Below are 17,366 nucleotides of genomic sequence, written 5' to 3'. Positions count from 1 at the left end.
TGTTAAATAGCCAAAAAGGCCTGTTATTATTTTTAAATTGTGATAAGATAGTATAGTAGTTCATTTGTCCAAGATAATCTTGAGCAAAAAAACAAAGAAAAAAGAGGATAAAAGATGAAATTAAAAGTTAATACGAAAGCCTTGATCGCTTCAACAGTAGCTCTTGCAGTGATTCCATTTACAAAAGCCACTGCAGAAACACTCGAAGATTGGGTAGCTCGTTCAGTAGATGAAATCAAACATGATATCCAACAAAGTGGTGAAAACCAACAAACTTATACTGTTAAATACGGTGATACATTGAGCTCTATCGCAGAAGCGCTAGGAATCGATGTTCATGTGTTGGCAAACTTGAACAATATCAGTAACATGGATTTGATCTACCCAGGTACTGTTTTGAAAACAACAGTAAACGATCAAAAAGAAGTAACTTCAGTTGAAATCCAAACTCCTCAAGTAGGTTCGACAGACGCAACAGTTGCAAGTGCTGACTTGACAACGAACCAAGTGACAGTTGCTGATCAAACAGTCGCTGTAAACGATCTGTCAAAACCAGTGAATGAAGATAACAAAGCTGTACCAGTTGCGCCAGCAGCAGCTCCTGCAGTAGAAGAAGCCCCAGCACAACCAGCTGAAGCTCCTGTTGTTGAAGTTCCAGCAGCAGAAACTCCAGCACAACCAGTTGTTCCAGAAACACCAAGCTACGGTGCTCCAGCTGTGAATGTTGAAATTCAAAATCAAGAAGCGCCAGCAGCTCCTCAAGCAGCCCCAGTGGCAGAAACTCCAGCAGAAGCGCCAGCAGCTCCTGCAGTAGAAGAAGCGCCAGCACAACCAGCAGCAGAAACTCCAGCCACACCTGAAGTGCAACCATTAGCATCAACTCCAACAAGTGGAAATACTATTCCAACTGATCCAAACCTTCAACCACAGGCTGAAGCTTTCCGTCAAGAAGTTGCAGCGAAATTCGGCATCACCAACATCGGTGGTTACCGTGCAGGAGATCCAGATGATCATGGTAAAGGACTTGCAGTAGACGTTATGGTTCCTACAAATTCAGAACTTGGAGATCAAGTTGCGCAATATGCGATTGATAACATGGACCGTGCAGGTATCTCATATATTATCTGGAAACAACAATTCTATATGCCAGTAAATAATATTTACGGACCAGCTAACACTTGGAATCAAATGCCAGACCGTGGTGATGATACAGCAAACCACAACGACCACGTGCATATCTCATTTAACGGATAATAAACCATTGAACTAGGCCTAGTGCCTAGTTCTTTTTTGTATTTTTTAAAAAAGAAAGGCTGGAACACGAATGCTCCAACCAGAATGAAATTATAAAATGTGATCGACCTTTTCAACCTCATAAAGGGCAATTGCCATGATGATGGTTAAAACCAGTAGCATGAGGATAGCTGGTGTCCAAGAGTGGAAGAGAGATTTGCTGTAGCCGAAGAGGATGGGACCAAAAGCAGCAAAGACGTAGCCTCCTGTTTGGGCAAGACCAGAAAGTTGAGCTGTCTTTTCAGGTGTACTGGATTTCATGGAGAAAGCGACCATGAGGTAAGGAAAGAGCGAACTAACGGAACTTCCTATCAGGGCATTGATGACGAGCCAGTAGAAGAAGTTGCTGGTCGGGATTAAGAGCATGGCTACTCCCAGAATCCCTGCTCCAACAACAATAGTAAGCATCAAGCGTCGATTGCGATCGGATAATCGTGTCGTTAAACTTGGGATAGTCAAGGAAAAGGGAAGGCTAATAAGAGTATAAACCGTAGCAAGAAGACCAGATTCAACCTGTGAAACACCAGCTTGAACAGCCATAGTTGGAAGCCAGGTCATGCTTGTATAGAAAAGTAGAGACTGAAGTCCACCAAAAATCATGATAGCCCAAACGTATTTATTGGTATACCATTTACTACTAGATTCACTAGTCATCGTCTTTTTAAGATGGTGGTTGTAGCGAAGGTTGGGGATCCAGATGAGTAAAGCCAGTGCACAGACGACAGTCAAGATGTTGACTAGCCCTTGCCAAGAAGTAGCTTGGGTGATGGGAACAGCCACAGAAGCTGCGATCGCTGTAGACATCCCCATAGAAGTGATGTATAAAGTGGTTAAAATACCGAGTTGCTTCGGTCGATTTGCCTGGATCAGACTTGGAAGCAGAACATTGAGAAAAGCAATACTTGCTCCAATCAAGATAGTTCCCAGATAGAGAAAGGGGAGGTTGATCGTTCGAATGGCAGATCCAATCGTCATTGCAATCAAGACAAGAAAGAAGAGACGCTCAATCCCTAATTTTTGAGCAAATTGAATCGCAAAAGGTGAGAAAATGGCAAAGGTGAGAAGTGGCAAGCTAGTCAATAGTCCCAGAGAGCTCACATCAACCCCCAAACCAGCTGCGATGTCAGACAAGACCGTCGGAAGCGTAGTAAATGGTGTTCGTAAAATAATCCCAAGCATAATGATGCCCGGGATGAATAGCATAGAATGTGTTTTTTTCATAAATCCTCCTCAGACAAAAATTCTCTTCATTATAACATAGATTGAAGAGAAATTGGAGTATTGTACAAATGAAGGGTTAGGATCGTAGTTCTCACTGTCGTTCGAACTGCATCAATATCTCTAAATTCGGTTGAACTCTCTGAGTTCACCTCATTAAGAGATGTAGAAAAAGCCACCGGTTTTGGTGGCTCTTATAGGGAGATTATTATGAAAAAGTTTAGGATTTTCTATCAAACAAAGTTAGGAGGTCTTCATTTGATGATTTCATTATAAGGCATCTTGCTTAAAGAAAACTTAAGAAAAGTCTCTAATGGAAAGAATCGGTCTGAAGTCTGAGAAAATACATTAGCCAGTATCATAAACAGGATGCGTTTTTTATTTAAAATAATAAAGATCGTAGTTCTTACTAGCGTTCGAACTGCATCAACGTACCTAAGCTCATAAACGTTCGAAAAGAGAACAAGGACCGTAGTTTTCGCTTCGCTCAAACTGCATCAATATCTCTAAATTCGGTTGAACTCTCTGAGTTCACCTCATTAAGTATTATAAGGATCGTAGTTCTCACTGTCGTTCGAACTGCGTCAACGTACCTAAACTCGCTGATGTTCGTAAAGGTACGTAGAAAAAGCCACCGGTTTTGGTGGCTCTTATAGGGAGATTATTATGAAAAAGTTTAGGATTTTCTATCAAACAAAGTTAGGAGGTCTTCATTTGATGGTTTTATTATAAGGCTGATTTCTTAAAGAAAACTTAAGAAAAGACGCTGTTTATAAGAATCGGTCTTAGGTCTGATAATTTTTTACAACAGAAACTATTTAGATTTTTTTCTAAATAGAGTTGACAAAATCATATGAAAGGTTTACTTTCTATTTAGAAAGATATCTAAATAGATTAGAGGAGATAGAGAATGAACTTTGCGCAAACATTTAAAGCTTTATCGAATCCGATAAGAAGAAGTATCTTAGAACTGCTAAAGGCGGGGAAATTATCTGCTGGCGATATCGCTGGTCACTTTGATGTGGCAGGAGCGACCATTTCCCATCATTTAAGCCTCCTCAAGCAGGCAGATTTAATTCGAGAGGAAAAAGAGAAGAATTTTATCTACTATGAACTCAATACTTCTGTCTTGGAGGATTTAATGGTCTGGCTCGTTGATTTGAAAGGAGACTCTACTGATGAAAACGAATAAAAAACTATTGATATTAACTTCTATGGTGATACTTTTCCCCATACTTTGGGGATTGATCATTTGGCCACAATTGCCTAACCAAATCCCGATTCACTTTAATGTTGCTGGTCAGGCCAATAACTTCCAATCAAAACCCCTGGTTGTGTTTGGCCTTCCTATCCTCCTTCTCTTGGTGCATCTGTTTGTGATCTTTATGATCAGACGTGATCCTAAGAATCGCACGATGAATGAAAAAATGGTCAAAGTAAACCACTGGTTGACTCCAATCGTTTCCTTAAGTGTCTTCTATCTCATCTATAGTAAGGCGCTAGGCTCTACGACCAATCCCTCTATTGTTGTTTCGGTTTTGCTAGGCCTCATCTTTGTAATCATGGGCAATTACATGCCTAAGTTGAAAGTGAATCACACGGTTGGGATCCGTCTGCCTTGGACCTTGCAGAGTGAAGATAACTGGCACAAAACCCATCGCTTGGCAGGGAAATTGTGGGTCCTCGGAGGTTTGATCCTTCTACTTGAAGCAGGCCTTCAATTCGCTCTTTCTTATGTACTGGTGCTGGTCATCCTCGCTATTGTCCTTATCCCTGTAATGTACTCTTATCAATTAAGTCGGAAAAATCGTTAGTATGAAAAAACAACCAGAGAAGAAGCAGTCGTGAACTGTTTCTTTTCCGGTTGTTTTTGCTTGTTCATCGTTTCAAATTTAAAACTTTCAGGAAAATACTTATTTTTCGGAAAGATACGTGAGAATAATAATCTAAGAAGAATTCTGGAGCCATATAACCAAAAATTTTTTTAGAGCTAATTATCCTTAATTATGTACTTTATTTAAGTGAAAACTAAAAATTTTTCAAATGTACATTTTATAATTAATTTTTAGTTTTAACTAGGTGGAGAATTATGCTATAATCGAATTGAAATTGAGGCTAGATAATATAGGAGATTTATAATGGCGACAGTGTTTGATGTAGCATTTTGGTAAAGTATGGAAAAAGTACAAGTAAATATATTTTATCGAAAGGAGAGATATATGAGTGAAATAGTTATTAATGCTCAGAATTTATCTAAAAATTTTTATAATTTTGATTCAAGACTCCCATTTATCAAGAGATTTTTGAAACGTAATCAAATAACGATTCGAGCTGTTCAAGATATTAGTTTTACGATTAAGAGAGGGAGTATAGTTGGCTTTATTGGGAGTAATGGAGCTGGTAAATCCACAACGATTAAAATGTTGACTGGGACTCTTTATCCTAGTTCCGGAAAATTAGAAGTGAATGGAGAAATTCCATTTAAAAGAAGTATAAATTTTAGAAAAAAAATTTCAATAGTAGTAGGAAATAAATTACAGTTATTTCAAGATGTTTCGGCTATGGATTATTTTCAATTGATTGGTACTTTATATGAGGTAGAACCGGCGATTTTACAAGAACGAATTCAGGAATTAAGCAATTTGTTGAATGTAAAAGATCAGCTTTACCAGCAGGTCCGGACCCTCTCTCTTGGACAAAAAATGAAAATGGAGTTTATCGCGGCATCTTTAACAAGTCCGGAAATATTATTTTTAGACGAGCCTACTATAGGGTTAGATATACAGTCTAAAAAAGATATCAGAATATTTTTAAAGAAAATGAATGAAGAATGTCATACTACTATTATTTTAACGAGTCATGATATGGATGATATTTCGTCTGTTTGTGACGAATTAATCGTCATTGACAAAGGAAAAATTATTTTGCAGGAGTCAATGGATGTTATTTTATCTAAATTTTCTGATTTTAAATATTTAAAGATAAAAATGACATTAGATTTGGTACCAGAGTTATGCTCTGTTAAAGGAGTAGTAGTCATTTCTCAAACAAAATCGGAATGTATACTAAAAATACCTAGAGATTTTGTCTTTGAGACATTAGAATCAATCAATAAGCTTGTAGATATAGAAGATTTTGAAATATCAAATCTTTCTTTAGAAGAAATTATTTTACAAAACTATTTTACAAAAAAGGAGCACAATTGAAAAAAGAAATGTCTATTATTCTGATATCATTTCGATCTATTTTGAACTATAAATCAAGTGTACTATTGTTAATGTTACAGGCAAGTATACAAATTATGATATCAGTATTTTTATGGACGTATATATATCAGAGTAACCAGATAAATATAGCAGGATATGATTTTACCTCAATGGTTCAATACTATTTGGGAACTATAATTTTTTCATATTTTGTTTTTTATCCAGTTGATTGGGAAATCAATGACGATGTTCATTCAGGAAATTTTTTTAGCATATTAATAAAACCTGTTACTTTTTATAAGTATTATTTTTGTAAAATGCTTGGAGATAGGCTTGCTCATTTATTATTTATCATCATTCCTGTCATTTTATTCTCCAGTGTTTATTACAAGAATGAGTTATTAACCATTGAAATTCTTATTTTAGGAAGTATTGCAATTATTCTATCTATGGTTCTATGGTTTTTAATATCATGTTGTGTAGGTATGCTTTCTTTTTGGTTAGAAAATATATTTTTTGTCCTTACTGTTAAAGAAATAGTAATTCAGTTTTTATCAGGAATATTATTGCCTTTAAGTTTTTTTTCAAATAATTTTCGTCTGTTTTTAGATGTATTACCTTTTAAATACTTAGTATATGAACCGCTTCAGATGTTTAGTAATGATACATATAAATTAATAGACTATTTGAGAATTATTTGTATTCAATTGATTTGGTGCATCATTTTTTATATTATATCAAGATTCATATTGAGAAAAGGAGTGGAGCACTTCTCAAATGTGGGAGGATAAAATGTTTAGAATAAAAGTAATTTTTAGGCTACTTCATTTTGGTTTTAAATCTGATATGAATTTTCATTTTGACTTCTTTTGTGGTCTATTTTCGTCGATACTGTGGATTGGTTTACCTATTGTATTTTTTAGATTGATTTTCTTAAACATAGACTCTTTTAATGGTTGGGACTATTATCAAATTTTATTTTTGGTAGGTTCCTACACTATTGTAGATGGAGTTATGATGGGATTGTTAATTAGAAGTATGGGAATTTTAGAATCAGATATTTTGAGTGGTAACTTGGATCAAATTTTATTGAGGCCGTTTGATACTCAGTTGTTCTATATTTTTAGATCATTTAATTTAGTTCAATTCGTGAATACTTTTTTTGGTCTTGCGATCATTTTTATAAGTTATGGAAATTTAAATGTACATTTAAATTCATTAAAAATATTATTTTATATCCTTTCTTTAATGTGTGGTTGTATTATATATTATTCAATTTGGTTTCTAATAACGATTAGTTCATTTTGGTTCCCAACTAAATTTTCAAAAGTAGATGTATTTTTGAATTATATTGGAATTTCTAAGTATCCATATAATATTTTTACAGGTATTAACAGATTGATCACTATGTTATTTGTTCCCAATTTATTAATTGCCAATCCTGCAGTATTAATATTTTTAGGGAAAGATACATTGAACCTATTTTTCTATCAAATAGTTTTTACAGTTTTTTTGATTATTATCAGTCGTACAATTTTTAGAAAAGGATTGAAAAAATATGAAAGTGCAGGAAGATAAACAATGTTGTTCAGTTATATGTTTGACTAAAGGAAGTGATTCGCTGTACTTTGTTTTGTGGTCATTGAAACATCAGATAATTATAAACTATAATTTAAAGAATAGTATTATTAACTTATAGGTGCTAAGAGAAAATTTAAAGAAATTCCCTCATTCAATCAAACTTATTCATATTTTTTAAAATAAGAAAATAGTTGGATTTTGATGATGGTTGATATAAAGCTAAACTGAAAGTACCTGAAATCCAACTGTGCCAAACCAGGTCATACGATCTGTGAGAAAAAGAACACATAACAAAAAGAGGAGCTTCACAATAAAGTTCCTCTTCTTTTAAATATCCGAATCATTATTCTTATTTCAAAAAAGGTAGTGAAAAAGGTAGTGATTCGGTTGATTTATATTGCAATGTAGTGAAATTTAGAATTTCAAGAATCGCTTAAAATCAAGGTTTCTAACATCTATTGACGTGTAGTGAACCCCTATTTCACCTCTGTAAGCGTAATATGTAATTTAGCAAGTTTCATGATGTATAGAAACGTTGATTTTATGGGCTTTTCAATCTTTCAATTATTGATGAAATTGGGTGATTTTGACCTTGCTTTAGTTTTAATCAGACAAAAATAAGACAAAATCCACTCTTTAATTAAGTGAAGTCAAAACCAACTCTGCTTCACATAACAAAAACTAAGTGAAGTCAAAACGGGTTTCGCTTCACTAAGAAATGAATAAATGAAGTAAAGAGGGCTTTCGCTTCACTAAAGAAGAAATAAGTGAAGCAGGAATGAATATTACTTCATTAGGAGATAGCTTATTGAACGATTGAAAGAAGTTGAGGACAATAGTAGGTTCTATTCCTTTGAGCATTATCTGTTGAAATATAACCCTCATCAATTAACTTATTCAGTAAAGTGTAGGTAGTTCTCTTAGAAATTCTTAGGTGTTCACTAACTTGTTCTGCCTTAAAGATTGGAGCCGAGAATATAAAGTCAAGAAGCTGGATACCTGATATAGAATGAAGCTTAGGGATGACTTGTTCCTTCATAATGCTATATAGGTTTAGTATGTCTTGAGCTTTTTTTGTACTCTCTTCTGCGGACAATATCACTCCTTCTAGATAGTACTTAAACCAGTCTTTCCAGTTGTTGTTTTTTGAAATATTTGACAGATGGGATATGTAAAGAGACCTATCTTTTTCAAAGTATGAACTCATATAAAAGGTTGGGTAAGAAAGGAGTTCCTGATAATATAAGAACAGTGGTATGAGCAATCGCCCAATTCGTCCATTACCGTCTTCAAAAGGGTGAATCATTTCAAATTGAGCATGAATAATTGCCGACTGAACCAACAAGTCTAAATCATCATAATGTATATATTGCTCTAAGTTAGACATGTATTCGGGTGTTTGTTCCGCAGGTACAGGAGTGTATGATATAGAAGCTATGCTACCGATATAGTTTTGATTTCTCTTAAAATTACCAGGATTTTTACTACTGCCTCTAACATTATCTAGAAGAATTTTGTGCATTTCTTTAATAATTCTATTGGATAATGGCAATCCTTTAGAATCGTTGTTATTGATAGTGGAAATGTTTTCTAGAGCATAAAAGAGAGCTTTTCGGTAGTTAATGATTTCATGCAATTCATCACGCTCAATATCAACTTTATTACCTGCTTCATAATTAAGTAAGTCTTCCAAAGTAGCATGAGTTCCTTCAAGTTTTGAGGAGAGAACGGCTTCTTGGCTAAGCAAGGGAGAAATCAGTAACATAGGGTTAATGATGGATTCTAAAAATCCTTCATAAGTACCAATAGCAATATTGGCTTTGGTGACTAGCTTAATAATTTGAGGGTCAGTATATATTGAAGTATAGTCAAAAGGGAGTTTTTGTGGTAAATGTGGTTTGGGTATATTTTTAAATCTATCCATTTTCATCTTCCTATCTAAAGTTATTTTTCCACCCAGTCAGTCCAATCATCAAAGGACGTGTTATTGTAAAGTTCTATCAATCGAGGTCTGACAGATTGGATAATTTCAACTAATTCATGTCCTTCATGAAATTGTGAAAAAGGCATACCGACTGTTGCTTGGGACATATCTGAAAGCAGCTGTCTTGTTGTTTGGCCATCCGCAAGTGTATTGATTAGAAAACCGAGTAGGTAATTGGAATCATAGCTAACTTCTACACCTGCTGATGGCGAATCTTTAATCAGGCGTTCATAGCCCTTTTTAATTTCTTTTTTGATTTTATCTTTGGAAAGGATTTCTAGATTTCCGATAAAATCATATGAAGTATAGATTTGGTTAGCAAAGTAATCAGAAAGTTCGTTGATTTTAGTATCATCAAGTCCGTCTTGCTGGCTTAAGTAGGTTTTGGCTTCCTTCCTAATTGTGTCCCTCAGCGTATCATAAAGCATTTCAAAAAAGATATCATCTAGGTACCCTTCTTTTGGGTATCCAAATTCATTTTCCCAGTCAGGATTTTCAAATGTTCCAATGGTTACTCCCCCACTTCTTGTGACCGATTGTATTGGATTTGTTTTTATTCTAAAAAGCTCTTCTTTTATTTTTAATGGAGTATCAGGATACTCATCTAGGAATGTGCCATAACCAAGTTTTCTAAGGTAAAGTTCAATATATTCTTCCAATTCTCCGTAGTAAAACCAACCTACGGGTTTTCCATAGATTTTTGACACTTTCTCTAAAACTTCAAGAGGAGCTAAGTTATCTCCTCTTACATATGCGTTAATCGTTGATTTTTTTAATCCAAGACGGTTTCCAAATTCAGTAAAAGACAAATTTAATTCATCTTTGACTTGTCTTAATCTTTGACCAACAGTCTTTTTATCAGGTTTAAGTATTTCAAACATAGGTTACCTCTCAGACTATTATAACACAGGTGTTTATAAAATCGTACATTTTTTGAGAAAAACGCTTGACTTCGTGTATGATATCGTATATAATTATTAATGAGCATTAAGGTTGCTCAAAAATTTTACACCAAACGTACATAAAATCGTACATGTGTGTTAGAGAGGAGCTAACCCAACAATCAAAAAAGAAAGGAGGGTACAAAAAATCCTTGAACAATCTGGTACATCGTTCAAGGACAGTAAATCTAATTGCTGTAATTATACCAGATATTTCGGATAAACGCTAGTTGAATGCAGAATCAGAAAATACAGGTAAACTAATGAGTAAATACGATTATCAAGAAGTTGTAGATAGGGTTGATGGTCTCAACTCAGTCTCAACATTGAAAAAGTGGCGGTTAAAGATTGAAAGTCTAACTGGTACTCAATTCAATGAAAGTAGAGTGAGAACGGGTCGAAAATCTTATTCTAAAGTTTATCTTTTTACAGAAGATGACCTAAATCATTTTCAAGCGATTGCTGATAAGAAGTCTTCGTTGGGACTGGAAAGAGCAATTCTAAGTGTTTATGGGTTTTCTAAAGAAAATGATTATCAAAAACCTATTAGAGAACTTGTTGATGAGCTAGAGGTCTCCTTTAAGGAAATCCGAGAAGATTATCGAAGGAACCTAGCAAAGTTGAAACAGGAGTTAGAAGTGCTTCTGGATAGAATCCAGACCTTAGAGAAAGAGAATGAAAAGAAATCATCTAAGAGACTTGGCTTCTTTCATCGATGAAGACGGTTCGCCACCCCACCACTGGGCGAGTGGTCAACACGGTAGCCCAGAGCAGGTGGGAAAGGTGGCAAACGGCTGAACTCGATTTGACATTTGCACCCCAGTCCCTATTAGGGGGTGCACACATACATAAAATGTGGTCAAATTCCTTGATACGCAAGGGGTTCAGTGATTTGAAGCAAATTTCACGAAAAAACATTTATGAAGCCTATGATATCAACGGTTTACGATTGATTTCATGTAGGCGTAGCTTTTATGAATAGGAGAAAAAACATGACAAAATTTAACTTAACAGACGAAACTATAAAAGTTGGCGACTTGAAATTGGATAAATCACAATTTGACATTCCAAAGAAAGTGACCATCCTTTCTTCACGAGTTGCACCAGTCTATAAAAATGTCAATGGCGAAAGCATTTCGACAGATGAAGTAGCTAAAATTACTTGCTCTGTACAAGATACAGACAAAATCCAAGCCTTGAAAGACCTGGGCTATTCCCCTGATGACCTCAAGGGTATTCGCTTGGAGATTGTAGACAACCTTGACAAGTTGGCTAAATCCGTTGAAAAGGATGAGCTGAACTCACTTGTAGTAGAACTTGTCAATCCAGAAGTCCACCTTAGTTGGCGAGCTAATAATAATGGTGGTGGAAATTGGGGAGGCTTAAAACTAGTGGCAACTGATATTAAATTTATTGGAGCCTAGACATGGATAACTCAGTGATGTTAGACTACTTAGCCGCAACGATTAAAGGCTTAGCTCCAGATGATGTCATTGAGAAAATCCTCATTCTTCCTAAAGATAAGTTTGTTCTCAATGAATGGGGGATAAACAAGTACCAAAGGCATTATGCCTTCTCAGAGATAAAGGTTTACTTCAATAAAGACTGGGAATCAAAAATGGGAGTTTTTATCGAACTGAGAGGGCAGGGGTGCCGTCAGTATGAAGAATACATGGAAAGCAATGTCAATAACTGGGTAACCCTGATGAAACGCATTTCTGAATGCCATAGTAACTTTACAAGACTAGATATCGCCAATGATATTTTTGATGATAGCCTATCCGTCCCGCTTATTTATAGTTATTGTAAAAAGCAACTCTGCATATCAACCGCTAAAACCTTTGATTACCATGAAAAGAGTATTCTTGAAAATGGTGAAAAGGTTGGTGAAATGGTAACGATTGGTGTTAGAGGTACTCAGCAATGGTGCATCTATAATAAGCTATTAGAACAAAAACTGGATAAAGATTTACCAGAAATGCCCTCATCATGGACAAGAGCAGAGCTTAGATGTTGGCAAGAAAAGGCAAACTTACTGGCTCAACAGATAAAAAAAGGACGTCCCCTTAAAGAGATTTACTTTGAAGCGATTAATGGACACTATCGCTTTGTCAGTCCGAGAGATAAGGATTCCAACCGTTGGCGAAGAAAAAACGTAAAATGGTGGAATGACTACTTAGAAACACAAGAAAAGACGGTCTTAAGTGTAAAGCGGACAAAACCCACCCTAAAACGGTCTGAGCTATGGACAGAGAAGCAAGTCTCACGAACACTTGGAAAACTCTATGTAGCAAAAGCAGAATCTTACGGACAAGAAAAGGCAAATGGCTATATTCAACACTTACTTGAGATTGGGATATCCAAACTAACGGAAACAGATGAGACTGATATTCAGCAGTACAAACAAGAGCAACAAAGCTCAGCCTATTGGGGCATAGGAAAAGACGACCTGTAGCAAACTACAAATCGCCTTTCCAAAAATAACTAACTTGATTATAACCAAAATAGAAGGAGAATTCAATGGCAACATTAAAAACAGAACATGATTTTGACTTGACCCGTAACTGGTACCGTAAATCCGTCTTTCTAGATGAACTCTGGCATGGCATGACCGTTGCAACGCTCAATAGCTATATTCGTCAGATGAAGGACAGCCCATACTCTTTCGGTATTAAAGGAACACATGGCAATGTCTTTATTCACTCAGAAGTCTTCGTGGCATGGTTTGACTACAAAATTGCCAATCAATATGTCGCAAAGATGGCGTAGGTAATACCTATGAGAGATAATAGTTCAAGAGTACTCATCATCAGTTCTTGGCGAACAGACCCTTATAAAGCAGGCAATGTCTTGGTGAAGTTCGCTATGCGATTTACCCACCCTATTACTAAAAAATCTCACAAGAAATACCTTTCTACAGGTGCTGGTAAAGGGTGGTTTACCACTAAGGCAAGACCAAGTAAAAAGACATCTTCTGGAAAAGAACGTCTTTTGGTCAGCGATATTAAAAACTCACAATTGATTACACAGGTCACGCAAGAACTGAACAAATTAGTTGATGACTATATCGCTGAGGTAACAGGTATTAAGCCTAAGAAAGCCAAGAGACTTTTAACCCTAGAAGAAATCGCTAAGCCCTATGATGAAGATGGAAGTCTTTATGGTAAAGCCTTTAAAGCATGGTATGAAAGGGTCAAACCAGCCAATAATACTCTTAAAACAAGGGTTACTATCTATAACCGCTATATCGTGCCTAATTTTGATACCAGAATGTCTATCACAAAATTTGCCTCTATGACAGAGGAAATTCAAAATCTAATCAATGCTTCTTCCATGCACATGGCAAGAAACCTGCATATTTATCTTAAGATGGTTTTTGATTGGTCAGTCGAAAACGGACAGATTACTCTTACACAAGACCCGATTGCCAACAATAAGGTTAAAAGGCGGGTTCTGACAAAGAGTGAGGAGCAAAACAAGAAACGTGAAGATATTGCAGAAAAATACCTAGAAGCAAGTGAGGTTAACTACGTTCTCCGACTGATAGAAAGCTGGACTAACCGTCCTGATAATCAACTTATCGCAGATGTGCTGAGAATGATTTTTCTAACAGGTATGAGACCAAGTGAAGTTCTGGGTTTGAATGAGGATATGCTTGATTTTGAGGAGAAGTGGATAAAGGTTCATTGGCAGAGGGCAAGCAAAAATAAATCAGATGAGGTAATGGAAGCACTTAATCTTGACGGAAAGGAACGCTACCGAGCAGACCTTAAGACCAAGGAAAGTGTCCGAACGATTCCAATGAGTCCTGAGGTAGAGAAAATTTTGCGACATTATATAGACAGAAATAAGTTTCAAGCTCAATTTAACCCTACTTATCAAGACCTAGGCTATCTCTTTACCAGAACCTATATCAGAACAGGTAATCGGCAAGGCTCTCCGCTTTATCATAATGAACTCTCACAATTCCTGAGAGGTGGTTCTAGTCAGTCAGCAAAATATAATAAAAAATCTGGTAAACCCTATAAGGACATAGATAGCTTCCTAGACTTTGGCAGACCGATTCATGTTATCCCTCATATGTTCCGCCATAGCTTTATCTCCATTATGGCTAGCGAAGGTATAGACCTCTCCACCATTCGAGAATTTGTTGGACACTCGGAGGATTCCAAGGAGATTGAGCGTGTCTATCTCCATGTGATTAAAAAGCAAAAAGACACCATGAGAGGAGCTGTAGAAAGGCTGGAAAAATTGATTAATAATAAGAACTAAGTGTGGAAAGGAGGATACTGCCTCCTTTTCTATTTGACATAGATATTTTTTTAGGATATAATTTAGTCTGTAATCAGACCAAAAGAGAGGTAAGGAATTATTTTGGAAACAGATTTTATGAAGCAATTATCAGTACAAGAGAAAGAATTCTCATCTCTTTATCGTGTCATGGCTAAGAATTTTGGGCTATCTGAGAGTAGCGTGTGGGTCTGTTATTTTTTATTAGTAAATAGTGGTGATATCACTCAGCAGGACTTGGTTGAACAGATGATGTTCCCAAAACAAACCATTCACTCTTCGGTAAAAAAGTTGAGTGCTGACCAATATGTAAGGGTGACGCCACTACCAAGTTCTCGTAAGAGCAAGAAATTGTCCTTGACTGAAAAAGGCAAAACTTATATAGAGATGACCGTTGCTAAAATGGTGGAAGCAGAAAAAGAAGCAATAAGGGCCATGGGGCAAGAGGATATGCAAAAATATGTTGAACTTCAAGGAAAATATCTAACTCTTGTGAAGAATGAATTTACTAAAGCTGAGCTGTTAACTTTAACTGACGATATGGAGAATAATTGATGGAAACAGATAGTATTGAAATTTTTGGTGCTAAAGAGCACAATCTAAAAGACTTTGATGTGACGATTCCTAAGAATAAGCTAGTGGTTTTTGCAGGTGTTTCAGGTTCGGGGAAGTCTTCCCTTGTCTTTGATACGCTAGCAAGAGAAAGTAGTAGACAGTGGCAGGATAGTTATCCTCTCTTTTTACGGAACAAGCTACCTCACTATGAGCGTCCTCACGTAGACGAAATTAAAAATTTACCCCCATCTATCGTTGTCGATCAGAAAGCTTTAAGGACTAATACTCGTTCAACAGTCGGGACGGCTATGGACATTGCTCCGCTTATTCGTCTGCTGTTTTCACGGGTTGGTCAACCGAGTGCGGGTGGTTCAATGGCTTATTCTTTCAATCATCCTGCAGGGATGTGTCCTATTTGTACTGGGATTGGGAAGGTTTATCAGTTAATTGAGGATAAGATTTTTGATACCACAAAATCATTGAATGAAGGTGCTATTAATTTTAGCCAATTTTCGAGTGGCTGGCAGGCTTATCTTTACAAAAATAATCCTTTACTTGATGCAGATAAAAAGTTAGCTGATTTTTCTGAGGAAGAATGGCAGATTTTGCGAGAAGGAAGCGATGAAATAGTCAAGGTTGAATTTCGTTCTAATAATACGGGGAGTGTGGACCGTGTTGACTATGAAGGTGTCATTCCGCGTTTCTACCGCCTCTATCTGAAAAGGGATATTTCTAAGCTGAAAAAATCATTGCAAGAAGAAGTGCTATCTCTTGTCATTCAGGTACCTTGTGCCAGTTGTGAAGGCTCAGGACTAAACCCCAAGGCCTTAGCTTCTAAGATAAACGGGCATAATATTGTTGACTATATGAACTTATCAGTCAGTGAACTCTTGCCTTTACTTGAAGAAGTTGATAGTCCTTTAGGTCAATCATTAGTTGCACAAATCAAGTCAGCTATTAAGCGGATGGAGACGGTTGGGATTGGTTATTTATCTTTGTCTCGGAAGACAGAAACCTTATCAGGTGGTGAGATGCAACGGGTCAAGTTGGTGCGACACATCGGTTCCAGCCTAAGTAATGTCAACTACGTTTTTGATGAACCGACTGCAGGTCTGCACCCTCATGATGCCGAGAAAATCGGTCAGCTCTTGTTGGATTTAAGAGATAAGCACAACAATATTTTGGTTGTGGAACATAGCCGACAAATGTTAGCTTTAGCGGATGAAGTCATTGAATTGGGACCATTGGCTGGTCGGGAAGGCGGTAGGCTAATTTTTCAAGGAAGTCTTGTAGAGTTGCAAAAAGCTGACACCTACACAACCCGTGCCCTAAATCAACCACTTAGACTGAATCAAGACCCACTAGCTTGGACAGAATATTTTGCCATCAAAGATGCTACTGCAAATAATCTTAAACAGGTTAATACAAAAATCCCTAAGGGAATCTTGACCGCAGTAACGGGTGTCGCGGGTTCAGGGAAGAGCTCTCTGATTGGTGTCGAATTTATCGAAAATTATCCAGATGCCATTATCATCAATCAAAAACCTATTGGTACCTCCATTCGTTCCACACCAGCAACTTACTTAGGAATAATGGATGAAATTCGAAAATTATTTGCCAAAGCCAACAATGTAACCCCTAGTTGGTTTAGCTATAATTCAAAAGGTGCTTGTCCAATTTGCAAGGGAACTGGAAAAATCGTTTATGACATGGCTTTTGCGGATTCAGTTGAGGTCGTTTGTGAGGAGTGCGGGGGTCACCGTTATAATCCTAAAGCGCTCAGCTATCGTTATCAGAATTTCACAATTGAAGAGATTTTGAATCTAACTGTCGAAGAAGCATTAACAGTTTTTTCTTCGAACGATAAGATTTGTCAATCTCTGTCAGTCATGAAGGAAGTTGGCTTAGATTATCTGACTTTAGGTCAGCCTACAAGTACCTTGTCAGGTGGAGAAGTGCAACGGGTTAAGTTAGCTAGTAAGTTACAAGAGTCAGGACAAATCTTTGTTCTCGACGAACCAAGCACAGGTCTGCATAGTAAGGATGTTGAACAACTGCTTAGTTTACTAAGACGCCTCGTCAATCAAGGGAATACGGTTGTGATGATTGAACATCGCTTAGAACTTATTGCTCAAGCTGATTGGATAATTGATTTAGGACCCGAGGGCGGAAAGAATGGGGGGTATATTTTATTCGAAGGCAAACCAAGAGATATTATCAGTTGTGAAGAGTCTCAAACGGGGAAATATTTGAAAGAAATTTTAAATTTCAGTTAAAATACGTCAATTGCTTCTAATC

16 protein-coding genes are annotated in these 17,366 nt (G+C 36.6%); 13 read left to right on the top strand and 3 right to left on the bottom strand.

Annotated elements, in window-relative coordinates; all coding sequences use genetic code 11:
- The first annotated feature begins 114 nt into the window (after positions 1-114).
- Positions 115-1,254 (top strand): LysM peptidoglycan-binding domain-containing protein, encoded by a 1,140-nt coding sequence (locus tag QM968_RS09350; protein ID WP_414383662.1) that lies wholly within the window; start codon positions 115-117, stop codon positions 1,252-1,254.
- A gap of 90 nt (positions 1,255-1,344) precedes the next feature.
- Here the strand turns inward: QM968_RS09350 and QM968_RS09345 are convergent, their stop codons facing one another.
- Entirely contained in the window at positions 1,345-2,514 is a 1,170-nt protein-coding gene (locus tag QM968_RS09345; RefSeq protein WP_414383660.1) for a CynX/NimT family MFS transporter, read from the bottom strand.
- 907 nt (positions 2,515-3,421) lie between these two features.
- Between QM968_RS09345 and QM968_RS09340 the strand changes: the two genes are divergently transcribed.
- From QM968_RS09340 to QM968_RS09320, 5 genes are all read left to right on the top strand, one after another.
- The gene (locus tag QM968_RS09340; protein ID WP_003009465.1) at positions 3,422-3,703 is read left to right on the top strand and encodes an autorepressor SdpR family transcription factor; all 282 of its coding nucleotides are present in this window, start codon (positions 3,422-3,424) and stop codon (positions 3,701-3,703) included.
- Positions 3,690-4,325: an SdpI family protein gene (locus QM968_RS09335; protein WP_414383658.1), complete on the top strand. Its 636-nt coding sequence runs from the start codon at positions 3,690-3,692 to the stop codon at positions 4,323-4,325. The genes QM968_RS09340 and QM968_RS09335 overlap by 14 nt, the downstream gene beginning before the upstream one ends.
- Positions 4,326-4,730: 405 nt before the next feature.
- The gene (locus QM968_RS09330; protein ID WP_414383656.1) at positions 4,731-5,717 is read left to right on the top strand and encodes an ABC transporter ATP-binding protein; all 987 of its coding nucleotides are present in this window, start codon (positions 4,731-4,733) and stop codon (positions 5,715-5,717) included.
- A complete protein-coding gene (locus QM968_RS09325; protein WP_003013825.1) occupies positions 5,714-6,508 on the top strand; it encodes an ABC transporter permease in 795 nt (264 codons plus the stop codon). Before QM968_RS09330 ends, QM968_RS09325 begins: the two co-directional genes overlap by 4 nt.
- A gap of 1 nt (position 6,509) precedes the next feature.
- Positions 6,510-7,295: an ABC transporter permease gene (locus tag QM968_RS09320; protein WP_003013947.1), complete on the top strand. Its 786-nt coding sequence runs from the start codon at positions 6,510-6,512 to the stop codon at positions 7,293-7,295.
- An 808-nt stretch (positions 7,296-8,103) separates the two neighbouring features.
- Here QM968_RS09320 and QM968_RS09315 read toward each other — a convergent pair.
- Together QM968_RS09315 and QM968_RS09310 are read right to left on the bottom strand one after the other, a co-directional pair.
- Entirely contained in the window at positions 8,104-9,222 is a 1,119-nt protein-coding gene (locus QM968_RS09315) for a Fic family protein (RefSeq protein WP_414383654.1), read from the bottom strand.
- 20 nt (positions 9,223-9,242) lie between these two features.
- Positions 9,243-10,163, bottom strand: coding sequence for a helix-turn-helix domain-containing protein (locus tag QM968_RS09310; RefSeq protein WP_414383652.1), 921 nt, complete (start codon positions 10,161-10,163; stop codon positions 9,243-9,245).
- A gap of 323 nt (positions 10,164-10,486) precedes the next feature.
- On the opposite strand from QM968_RS09310, the gene QM968_RS09305 reads away from it, so the two are divergent.
- The 7 genes from QM968_RS09305 (at position 10,487) to QM968_RS09275 (ending at position 17,344) form a co-directional block, all read left to right on the top strand.
- Positions 10,487-10,942 carry a hypothetical protein gene (locus tag QM968_RS09305; RefSeq protein WP_414383650.1) on the top strand — a complete coding sequence of 152 codons (456 nt, stop codon included), beginning with the start codon at positions 10,487-10,489 and terminating at the stop codon, positions 10,940-10,942.
- Positions 10,943-11,215: 273 nt separating this feature from the next.
- Positions 11,216-11,647 carry a hypothetical protein gene (locus tag QM968_RS09300; protein ID WP_045760131.1) on the top strand — a complete coding sequence of 144 codons (432 nt, stop codon included), beginning with the start codon at positions 11,216-11,218 and terminating at the stop codon, positions 11,645-11,647.
- 2 nt (positions 11,648-11,649) lie between these two features.
- On the top strand, positions 11,650-12,678 hold the full coding sequence (locus QM968_RS09295; protein WP_414383648.1) for a replication initiation factor domain-containing protein: 1,029 nt from the start codon (positions 11,650-11,652) through the stop codon (positions 12,676-12,678).
- 65 nt (positions 12,679-12,743) lie between these two features.
- Positions 12,744-12,992, top strand: a complete 249-nt coding sequence (locus QM968_RS09290) for a hypothetical protein (protein WP_045760133.1) — start codon at positions 12,744-12,746, stop codon at positions 12,990-12,992.
- A gap of 9 nt (positions 12,993-13,001) precedes the next feature.
- Complete coding sequence (locus tag QM968_RS09285) at positions 13,002-14,495, top strand: tyrosine-type recombinase/integrase (protein WP_045760134.1); 1,494 nt, start codon at positions 13,002-13,004, stop codon at positions 14,493-14,495.
- A gap of 117 nt (positions 14,496-14,612) precedes the next feature.
- Positions 14,613-15,068: a MarR family winged helix-turn-helix transcriptional regulator gene (locus QM968_RS09280; protein WP_235287934.1), complete on the top strand. Its 456-nt coding sequence runs from the start codon at positions 14,613-14,615 to the stop codon at positions 15,066-15,068.
- On the top strand, positions 15,068-17,344 hold the full coding sequence (locus tag QM968_RS09275) for an ATP-binding cassette domain-containing protein (RefSeq protein ID WP_062004529.1): 2,277 nt from the start codon (positions 15,068-15,070) through the stop codon (positions 17,342-17,344). The genes QM968_RS09280 and QM968_RS09275 overlap by 1 nt, the downstream gene beginning before the upstream one ends.
- Positions 17,345-17,366: the final 22 nt, after the last annotated feature.

The organism is Streptococcus sp. OMI870, assembly GCF_047460295.1.
Classification (GTDB): domain Bacteria; phylum Bacillota; class Bacilli; order Lactobacillales; family Streptococcaceae; genus Streptococcus.
This window is presented reverse-complemented; position numbering and strand designations above follow the sequence as displayed.